This window comes from Herbaspirillum sp. ST 5-3 (genome assembly GCF_004804275.1).
In the GTDB taxonomy this organism is placed as follows: Bacteria; Pseudomonadota; Gammaproteobacteria; order Burkholderiales; family Burkholderiaceae_D; genus Noviherbaspirillum.
On the sequence record NZ_STGI01000015.1, the window covers coordinates 137,278 to 143,902 of the forward strand.

At 57.1% G+C, this 6,625-nt stretch carries 10 protein-coding genes; 2 read left to right on the forward strand and 8 right to left on the reverse strand.

What is annotated here, in order from left to right:
• Positions 1-142: 142 nt before the first annotated feature.
• Positions 143-649, reverse strand: coding sequence for a hemerythrin domain-containing protein (locus E6W33_RS23155; protein WP_136419731.1), 507 nt, complete (start codon positions 647-649; stop codon positions 143-145).
• A 366-nt stretch (positions 650-1,015) separates the two neighbouring features.
• Between E6W33_RS23155 and E6W33_RS23160 the strand changes: the two genes are divergently transcribed.
• A complete protein-coding gene (locus E6W33_RS23160; RefSeq protein WP_136419732.1) occupies positions 1,016-1,216 on the forward strand; it encodes a hypothetical protein in 201 nt (66 codons plus the stop codon).
• Positions 1,217-1,781: 565 nt separating this feature from the next.
• Positions 1,782-2,012: a hypothetical protein gene (locus E6W33_RS23165; RefSeq protein ID WP_136419733.1), complete on the forward strand. Its 231-nt coding sequence runs from the start codon at positions 1,782-1,784 to the stop codon at positions 2,010-2,012.
• A 169-nt stretch (positions 2,013-2,181) separates the two neighbouring features.
• Here the strand turns inward: E6W33_RS23165 and csgH are convergent, their stop codons facing one another.
• The 7 genes from csgH to E6W33_RS23200 all read right to left on the reverse strand — a co-directional run bounded on the left by csgH (position 2,182) and on the right by E6W33_RS23200 (position 6,552).
• Positions 2,182-2,490: a curli-like amyloid fiber formation chaperone CsgH gene (csgH, locus tag E6W33_RS23170; protein WP_136419734.1), complete on the reverse strand. Its 309-nt coding sequence runs from the start codon at positions 2,488-2,490 to the stop codon at positions 2,182-2,184.
• Between the two features lie 63 nt (positions 2,491-2,553).
• Positions 2,554-3,201, reverse strand: coding sequence for a hypothetical protein (locus E6W33_RS23175; protein WP_136419735.1), 648 nt, complete (start codon positions 3,199-3,201; stop codon positions 2,554-2,556).
• Between the two features lie 50 nt (positions 3,202-3,251).
• The gene (locus tag E6W33_RS23180; protein ID WP_136419736.1) at positions 3,252-3,794 is read right to left on the reverse strand and encodes a hypothetical protein; all 543 of its coding nucleotides are present in this window, start codon (positions 3,792-3,794) and stop codon (positions 3,252-3,254) included.
• Between the two features lie 42 nt (positions 3,795-3,836).
• Positions 3,837-4,793 carry a CsgG/HfaB family protein gene (locus tag E6W33_RS23185; protein ID WP_247869751.1) on the reverse strand — a complete coding sequence of 319 codons (957 nt, stop codon included), beginning with the start codon at positions 4,791-4,793 and terminating at the stop codon, positions 3,837-3,839.
• On the reverse strand, positions 4,790-5,236 hold the full coding sequence (locus tag E6W33_RS23190; protein ID WP_136419737.1) for a curli assembly protein CsgF: 447 nt from the start codon (positions 5,234-5,236) through the stop codon (positions 4,790-4,792). The genes E6W33_RS23185 and E6W33_RS23190 overlap by 4 nt, the downstream gene beginning before the upstream one ends.
• Before the next feature lie 28 nt (positions 5,237-5,264).
• Entirely contained in the window at positions 5,265-5,789 is a 525-nt protein-coding gene (locus E6W33_RS23195; RefSeq protein ID WP_136419738.1) for a CsgE family curli-type amyloid fiber assembly protein, read from the reverse strand.
• 478 nt (positions 5,790-6,267) lie between these two features.
• Positions 6,268-6,552, reverse strand: coding sequence for a hypothetical protein (locus E6W33_RS23200; protein WP_136419739.1), 285 nt, complete (start codon positions 6,550-6,552; stop codon positions 6,268-6,270).
• Positions 6,553-6,625: the final 73 nt, after the last annotated feature.

A 6,625-nucleotide genomic window follows, 5' to 3' on the forward strand; every position in this document is an offset into this window, starting at 1 on the left:
CAGTGTCCCACATGGGGAATGCAGGCTTGCATGCTCTGGATCAAAGTTTTTCGACCCGGGCAGGACAATCGGACGTGCATGACGAGCGGCGCAAGCCTTGTTGCGCCGCGGAATCATTCGAAAAGAAACGCAGGAGCCAATCTCACTTGCGCAGGCCTGGCGCAACCGGTTTTTGCAGGCGCGTCGCGTTCATCCTGGTCTCGAAGGCCTGCATCTCATGCCCGATGGCGCTCAGGTCGAGTCCGGCCTGCTGCACCTTCGGGAACAGTTGTTGTTCTTCGAGCTCGATGTGTCTGAAAATGGCATCGGCCAGTTCATGAAAAAGCTGCTCGGCTTGCGGATCGCTTTCATCCATCAGCTTGAGCCTGTCGATCAGCTGCCGCGCCTGCTCATGGTCCTGCTCGCAGTGTTCGACGAGCGATGCATCGGCGTCGTGCACGCGCGGATAGAACACGCCCTCTTCCAGCGAGGTGTGCATCTCCAGCAACAGCAGGACATGCGAGCCGGCGTCCCTCTTGTCGTCCGCATCGCCGGCATGGAAATACTTGTCGAATAACTGCCGGACCAGGTGGTGGTCCGCCTTGAGCGCATCCATCGGCCGATCCACCGGAAACTCGTCCCGGCCTCGTGTCTTGGCATCGATATTCATCTGTTCTGCTCCTTGTCGTCATCTCAGCGGCGCCGGCCAGTCGAATCATTTCCCTGCTCCGCCGCCGCGCGCAGCGAAACCACCGGCGAAGTGCTGTCTTCCTCGCCGGCCATGCGCAGTGTCCGGCCTTGCGGCGTGCACTTCCACCATGCCGATGTTGTAATGAATCTCCTTCACGTGTGCAGCGCGCCTTGCACTGCATCCCTTCCCGCTCGAACGCGCATGCCAAAAACAGACCGAACAGGTTCTGAGAGCGCAAGTTGCGCAACAAGTTGCGGAATTCGCACGCTCTATTTGCGTCGAAGGACATGTGGATAAACATGCGGCATGAACCGTCCGCGAAATTCATGCTCTATGGAGGACACCATGGATGTCGAAGTCATCTACCGTCGGGCCGACGGTACGCAGACCCAGCTCGGCGTCAGGAAGCTCAGTCACATGCCGCCGACCGGCGAACCGTTCGAACTGGACCACCGGCAATACGTGGCGACATCGTTCGCCGGGCCGGATGCCGAAGGCCGCTATCGCCTGTTCGTCGAAGACGATCCGGGCGCGACGCGGCATTGAGCCCCACGTCAGCAAGCGCTCGATGCGCTCCACAATCGGGTCGTTGGCGCCTTGCAGCGCTGCCTCGAATTCGCAACGCCCCTCGATAAGGCGCGTCTTGTCCTCGCTGGCATAGCGGGAGCACCAGTGTCTCGCGCAATTCCTGCTCGTACGCAGCAAGCTTCTCACGCCTGGCGTTGCCGGGAATAACATTCGACCAGGACCAGCATGCCTGGTTCGCCGTGAACAGCAAGCTGGATCCGGCCAACGGAGTGCTTCCGCAACGCCTTGCCTCCTTGCTCCTGCACGTCCATGTCATTCGTAACCGGGAGTAATCCCGCTGGACATTTCGCAAATGTGCGATGCCCGCCCCGGGCTGGATAGTTCGAAAATTTACCCATTTTCCGGGGCAAGTCATCCTTCACCGCACGTTGTCACACGAGGCGCAGCCGAAATCGCAACCGCCTGTCGATCACGTTTTCTTGCCCAGCGAAATATGATTTCCAAATGGGAACAAACCACCGGCCGACCGGTCTACAAGCGGTGCAGGGCCTTGTAAATTTTTTCTCACGACAGGATAGATGCGATGAAGTGGTTTTATGAATGGAGACTGAAAAGGGTGCGGGCGGAAATTTCCGCGCTTGAAGAAGCAACCCATGTCAAGTTGCTGGATGACTACACCGGCCACTCCAGATTGCGGGTATTGCTTCGCGTGGCAGAAAGCCTGGAGGAAAAACTCGGCAAGTTTCCCGGTCATGCACACCCCAGCGTTCCCCCCAGCCCGCCAGGAAGCACGCAATTGCCGCAAGAGCAGTGATTCCCGAGTTTCAGGCCTGAGAATCGATAACAGGCCTGAACATTCAGATCAGTCAATCAGAGGTTTGAATATTTCCGCCGGCTGTTCGCGATGAGCGGTAGGCAGGCAACCGTCCGCCCGACGGAAGGCTTGCGCGCCGTGCCGCCCTCCGCTGCACGATTCAAATTCTTCAGCGCGGACACTCGAAATGGAAGTCGCCGAGCGTCTCCTCACCGCTGCTCAAGCTTATCTCCATCCGGCATTCGCCCTCCTTGTTCTGCCTGATCACCACGCGCGATAGTGGCGCGCCAGTTACGGGATGCACCGTGACTGTCCCACTCTGACTGATGTCCGATTTGCCGTCAGTGCTTGTCTGGATCAGCTTCATCCGATAATGGAGCTGCGTTTCCCGAGCCGCTTTAATGTATGGCACCACGATCACCTGCCCTGCATTCTTCTGGCTGTCGAGCCATACCTGAATATCGCCATCACCGTTCATCTGCAGTCTCCCGAAAAACCCAGAAAGGCAGCAAGCTGCCTTTCTTTGCCACATTACGACTCATCAGTGTTGCGTGATATTTGCCGAGTTGTAGTTCCCCAACTGATTCAAGTTGATAGAATTGAAATTGCCGGCTTGATAGGTAAGCGCCGCGTTGTTATTTCCAACCTGGCTAGCAAGGGTCAGGTTCTGGTTTTCCCTTTGCTGCGCCGTGATGGTATTCGAGTCGCCGGCTTGATTGACCACTGCCGAGTTCATGAAACCGCCCTGATCAACCCACGCAGTATTCAAGTTGCCGCGTTGCTGCACGGTCGCGCCGTTTCCGGTGCCTACTTGGCGGATGTCGCCATAGTTATCGGTTCCCCCTCCTTGATCAACCCATGCGCCGTTCGAACTGCCCACCTGGAGGATTTTTGCTTCCTGGCCATCACCGATTTGCATCGTCGTGGCGCTATTGCTGTTTCCACCCGACTGGTCGATGGTCGCTTTGATGTCCGTCCCATTGAGCTGAGTCGCGGTTGCCACATCCGTATCGCCGACCTGGTCGATGGTCACAGCGGAATCCACAACAGTGGTTTGCATTACAGTGGCTAAATTGCTGGCGCCGGTCTGGTCCACGCTGACAGTGCTGTTAATGCTTTGTGCTGATGCGGGCAAGGCAAGATATGCCAGGCAAATGCCGGCGGCGATTGCAGAAAGTTTAGATTTCATGGATAACCCCTCTAGATGAAGGCCCTAAGAAAATTCATGATCCAGAGGCCTTAATGCTGGATCACGCTTGCAAAGTTTCGGTCGCCGTACTGCTGGATGACGGCGGAAGCGTTCGTCGCTTGCTGCGTAATTTCGGCGCTGTTGCCGTTGCCGAATTGACCGATCAGAGCAAGGTTGCGGTTTCCGATTTGCGTCACCCGTGCCGCATTGTCTTGCCCGTCCTGAATCAAGGTGCCCGCATTGAAGTTGCCCGACTGGCTGAGCCATGCCGCATTGTTCGTGCCGACCTGGCTTGCGCTGAGCAGGTTGAAGCTGCCGGACTGCGTGACGTTTGCCCTGTTGTCGGCGCCGACCTGGCCAACAGTCGCGAGGCCGAAGCTTCCGCTCTGCTGCAGATCGGTTCGATTGAAATCGCCGCTCTGCGACACCACCGCGTCAAGTTCGATGCCTCCACCAAAACTCAACTCCGGCGGAGCGAGATCGGCAGCCGCCGACGTCGTCGCGAGCAGCGCGAATGCCGCGATGACCAGAAGGCGAGAAGGACTCGGTAACGCAGCGAACGAAGCCATCGGCCCGTTTCCACATTCAATCATGGGGCTTCTCCTTGTTGATCAGAACTCTGTGACTGGCATTGGTTAGCTGGGCGGGCTCTGCACCGGGTTATCTTTCAAGGTTGCCGGCAGCTCGGACTCCGTCTCGCTGTATGTGCTGTCCTCGCGTGCATATTTCTGTATCAACGGACCGTACCAGTCCTGCTCGTCCTTCAGCGCCCAAATCCGGTCCTTCAGCCCCTGCACGATCAGATGCACGACCCCCGACTCGATCGCTTCTTTTACGCACAGTTGCGTCGGTTCGTTGCGCGTCACGCCCGCTTCGAATTGCACGAGGTCCTTGAAGTTGACGAACTTGAAGACGCTCGGCCGCACTTCGTAGGAATAGATCGTCTTCGTGGTCGACACACTGCTCAAGACCTGACCGCTTCGGATATCGACGCTGCGCAGGTGAATGGTGACCTGGTCGACGCGGTACTGCGTCGAGAGACCAACGCCAAGAAAGTTGGCGCCGATGCCGCCGGTGCGCACGTTGCTTTCGTAGGCGATCACGCCGCCCTCGACGATGATGGACGCCGGCACGAGTTGTTGAATCTGAATGATGGGAGCGTTTTTGTCTTGCGGGAACTCGAGCGCGCGCACGATCTTGCGCTCGGTAAGGAGGTTCTGCAGGTTTTCGCGTTCAACCGGCTTGAACCATCCGGAATCTTTCAGGGCCTTGATCAGCAGGGACGCTGCGCCCTGTGTTACAGATGTCGAAAAAGAGCTGTCCGGCGAGGGCTTGTATTGGCCCGTCTGATCCCGGAAACCGTACACCGCGACGACGATCTTGCCCTTCGGCTTGGGAAGCTTCATCAGATCGCGCGTGATGGCGGTTACCGGCGTTAGTTGCGCAGTCGGCGCGACCTCGGCTGGAACCTGCGTGCTGGCGCAGCCCGATAGCAGCAAGCCGGCAAACAGCAGCGATCCCGCAATCCCTCGCTGCATCGCCGTCCCGGCTGACTCCTGGCGCATCGCGCGCCGACCACGAGCGGCGCTCATTGCCCCACCTGGAAGGAAGTGGAGGCGCCGGTGACCTTGTCGGTCGTCGTAATCTGCAGCACGCCGCCGCCCATGTCGAGAATGTTGATTCTGAAATTACCGGTTTCGACCGTCCCGGGGACCAGTCTGCCACCGGTTCCCATCACGCTGGATGTCGCGGCATAGGCAAGTTGGCTCAGGATCGATCGCTCCAGCATGTCATTAAATTGTTGCAGCGAAGTTTGCCGCGACAGCGCCGAATCGACCGTGACCGGCGCCTTATGCTTGTTGGTTGCTTGCGCCGCACCCAACAGGCCGGGAGCGTTCAGGGGATTACCGCCGAATGAGGGGTTGACCGGTACATAAACAAGTTCGGTCGCCGGCGCATTCGAGGCAGTCAATCCAATCAGCACTGCAGCAACGGCAGCCTTGAGAAGGCCAATTATTTTCTTCGTCGATTTCATTTTTCTTCCCTATCCCAATGATCTGTTTCTACATTTCATCCGGTCCGATATCGTCCTCGCGAAAGAGCAGTCTCTGAACCTCGGCATCTATTGCATTCCTGTGTACGATCTCGACCGCCTGTTCACTAATGGATTTGATGTAGCTGCGGTTTGCTGGCAGAACCGTTTCAAACACCTTTCGGTTCGCGAATTCGATCCAGATCCGATTGCCCCAACGCGCCGACGGGCGCTCGACGACAGAGAGGGTGAACTGTTCGTTCAAAAGCTTGTCGCGCCACAGTGTGGTGAAGTACCCATAGAAGTCGTGCCCTCCCACGGTAATGGTCCGATCCATCACGAGACCTCCGTACTGTTCCTGCAACGACCTGCCATTGAGTTTTTTCTTGTCACCGGATTCCAGCACGCTCGTGGCATTCATCGCCTGCTCGTTGATGAGCTGTTGCTGGTCGGGCGCCGCGCGGGCCGGGTTCATTCCGGTAACCAGCGCAGCGACCACGATGATGAGATAGAACATCGCGGTCTGCTCCCTGCATTTGTCCATCGCCATCACCATGCGTACTCCAGATACGAATCTCGCGCTGCGCTCGCCGGTGCCAGCGAACGAACCATCCCGAGCGCATATTCTTTTCGTTGAAATGGCGAGACGGTAAAACCTGTCTTGTAACTGTTGGTTAATTGCTCATTCGTTATATGCCGCGTTTTTTAAATCCGATGAGAAAGTGGCGTCCGGTTTATTTTTCATCAACACTCTTTCCAAGGCGAAGCTTGAAGGGCGGACGCGCCTTTGAATGGCGGAGAAGTCAGTGCTGCGCATTGTCTGCGTGCACGAATTACCGGCAGGAAGTGTGGATTGTGTCTCGCAAGAATGAAGCGCGAACGACTATTGATAGCAGTGCAATGCCGATGAAAAATATTCTTCCGCAAAGCAAGCGGCGCCATGGAATGAGACACGTCACATCTGCGAATTCATTCTGGAAACGCTTTCCCGTTGCCAATGACGTTCGATGCCCCGAGAAGTGATCCCGTTGCTTTTACTTTTGGCTAAACAGACCCGCCATTGCAGCGGTGACGAGGACAATGGTAAACACGGGAGCCAACACGAGCGCGAGGCCCGCGCGCATCGCCGGTGTGGCGGCAGCTAAGCGCAGCCGCGTACCCGGAACCTGCGCGCCTTGCACCTGGGTTGCACTTGGACGAGCGGCAATGAGGGAGGCAACACGGAGGCCGACTCCAACGGCGAGCGACACATAAATAGCGTCGAGCGTCATTACGAAAAAAAATGCACTAACGAAGGTGTAGAAAAAGTATTTCCGCATCTTGCCACGCTCGAACTGTTATCACAATAACCAGTCTATGGGAGAAACAAGGAGGTTCTCCCATGGCCCGTTA